The 2,534-nt window shown below is 68.5% G+C and carries 3 protein-coding genes; all 3 read right to left on the reverse strand.

Going from position 1 to position 2,534, the window contains the following annotated elements:
- The coding region (locus tag ACWELQ_RS43530) for an ABC transporter permease (protein WP_452402824.1) at positions 1–601 on the reverse strand (601 nt) is incomplete at its 3' end.
- Positions 602–621: 20 nt separating this feature from the next.
- Positions 622–1,626 (reverse strand): sugar ABC transporter substrate-binding protein, encoded by a 1,005-nt coding sequence (locus ACWELQ_RS43535; RefSeq protein WP_452402825.1) that lies wholly within the window; start codon positions 1,624–1,626, stop codon positions 622–624.
- A 97-nt stretch (positions 1,627–1,723) separates the two neighbouring features.
- Positions 1,724–2,527 (reverse strand): TIM barrel protein, encoded by an 804-nt coding sequence (locus ACWELQ_RS43540; RefSeq protein ID WP_452402826.1) that lies wholly within the window; start codon positions 2,525–2,527, stop codon positions 1,724–1,726.
- Positions 2,528–2,534 lie beyond the last annotated feature (7 nt).

Genomic DNA, 2,534 nt, shown 5'->3' on the forward strand with positions numbered 1-2,534 from the left:
CGATCCACCACACCACCGACGCCTGGATGCTCGCACTGCCGATCTTGGTGGTGGAGGCGAAAACCCAACCGGCGGACTGATATCCGTCGGCTGAGCGCACCCCCGACACCTGCACGGTGCCGGTGGCCCAGCGTGTCACACCGAGATTGAGGCCCTGCAAGGCCAGGAAGGTACCCAGGGTGACGATGAAGCTCGGCAGGCCGGTGCGCATCACCACCCAGCCGTTGAGCGCACCCACGGTGAGCGCGAAGACCAGCGAAACCGCCAGTCCCAGCCACACATTCCAGCCCGCGTGCACCGCCAGCAGGCCGGTGATCAGCGCGGTGGAGGCGGTCATCACACCGGTGGAGAGATCGAATTCGCCGCCGATCATGAGCAGGGCGACGGCGACCGCCATGATACCCAGCGTCGAGGCGTCGTCCAACCAGGTCGAAATGCCCAGTGGCTTCACGAATTTCGTGGTGATGACGGTGAAGAACACGAACACCACCACCGCGCCCAGCAGCGCGCCCACCTCGGGGCGGGCGACGAGCCGGTTGAGAATGGCCAGCCGATCCGGCGGCGGGGTCACCGCGGGTTCGGTCGTTGTCGTAGCAGTCATTTCATTCACTCCCGGCCCGCTCACCGTGTGCCCTGGCCGACGAGTGCGGCGACGGCATCGACATTGGACTTGTCCACGAACGCCGGGCCGGTCTGCACCGGATGGCCGCCGCCCACCGTGTTGAGGTTCGACTTGTAGAGCTTCAACATGACGACCGGCAGATAGCCCTGCTCGTACTGCTGCTGATCCACCGCGAACAACAGGGTTCCCGCCCGGATCGCGCTCACCACATCGGAATTCAGGTCGAAGGTGGCGATGGTGGCCTTCGAGGCGGACTCCTTCACCGCGTCCACCGCACGGGCCGCGATCTGCGAATTCAGGGTCAGCACGGCGTCGATGGAACGATCGGCCTCCAGCGCGCCCTTGATGCGGGACTGCACGTCGGTGGGATTGTTGATGTCGACCTGAAGGGTGGTCGCGGTGCCGAAGCCCTGGGTCGCACCGGCGCAGCGCTCGTTCGCGCCCACATTGCCCGCCTCGTGAATGACGCACAGCATCTTGTGTTTTCCGGCGTCGGCGAGCCGTTTACCGGCGGATTCACCGGCCATGCGCTCACTCTGGCCGACGTGGCCGATCGCGCCGAATTTCACGCTCTCGTCCTCGCCGGAGTTGATGGTCACCACGGGAATGCCCGCGGCGACGGCCTTTTCGACCGAGGGTTGCAACGCGTCGGGATTGGCCATGGACACCACCAGCCCGTCCACGCCCTGGGCCACGGCATTGTCGATGAGCTTGGCCTGCTGGGTCGGATCGCCCGAGGAGTTGTACTCGACTCGAACGCCGAGGTCTTTCCCGGCGGCCTCCGCACCGTTCTTCACCACGTTCCAGAAGGCGTCACCGGGCGAGCCGTGCGTCACCACGGCCACCGACTTCAAGGAGCCCACCGCCGCCGGAGCCTGGGTGGGACTGGTGACATCGGCGCCCGGGCCGCTACAGGCGGCGAGCACGGCCGCCGCGGCGAGCCAGGGCGACAGCCGCAGCCAGCTGCGGCGAGGATTCGCCGACCGGCGCAGGCGAGAGTTCATCGACCGGCGCGGTTGAGGATTCGCGGACGGGCGCGGCCGGGCTTGCGGCCACCCGCGCGAGAGGGGATTCGCGGACATCGTCGTCTTCACCTCCCCACTAAATCCGAGCCGCGGCGAGACTCGCGCCGATCTCGGCCAGGTGTCGCAGACTTTCTCGAGCATCACGCGTCGGAGCCTCGGCGGTGTCGCCGGAATCCAGCGCGGTGTCCTGCTCGATCACATACCAGCCGCGGTAGCCGGCGGCGTGCACCGCGCGGACCAAGGCGGCGATATCGACATCGCCGGAGCCCAGCGGGACGTAGAGCCCGCGTCGCACCGCCTCGCTGTATTCGATGCTGCCGCCGCGTACTTCGGCCGCGAGCGACTCGCGCACATCCTTGAGGTGGATGTGGCCGATGCGCCCGGCGTGGCGGCGGGCCAGCTCGACCGGGTCGGTGCCGCCGATGAGCAGGTGCCCGGTGTCCAGGCACAGATCCAGTTCGGAATCGGCGAGGAAGCGATCCACCTCCTCGGCGGTCTCGACATGGGTGCCGACATGCGGGTGCAGGGCGACCCGCAGGCCGTGCTCGGCCGCGATATCGGCGACGGTGGCGGCGGTGTCGATCAGCGTGCGCCATTCGTGGTCGTCGAGCGGGATGCGGGTGTCGTACCCGTCGCTGCCGGTGGCGGCGGCCAGCACGAGGATCTCCGCACCGGCCGCGGCGAAGAGGGCGGCCTGCTCGCGGGCGGCGGCCAGGGCCCGACCGGGTTCCCGGTGCAAAGCCAGCGCCAGGAAGCCGCCGACCGGCGCAATTCCGTGGTCGCTCAGGCATTTCGAGAGCTCGACCGGATCGTCGGGTAGGTAGCCCGGTGGCCCGAACTCGGTGGCGGCGAGGCCGAGGCCCGCCATCTCCCGGAGCACCGTGGCG

This window comes from Nocardia sp. NPDC004722, assembly GCF_053601505.1.

Coding starts and splice junctions, on each gene's coding strand:
- ACWELQ_RS43535 (WP_452402825.1), bottom strand. CDS start 1,626: ATGAACTCTCGCCTGCGCCGGTCGGCGAATCCTCGCCGCAGCTGGCTG.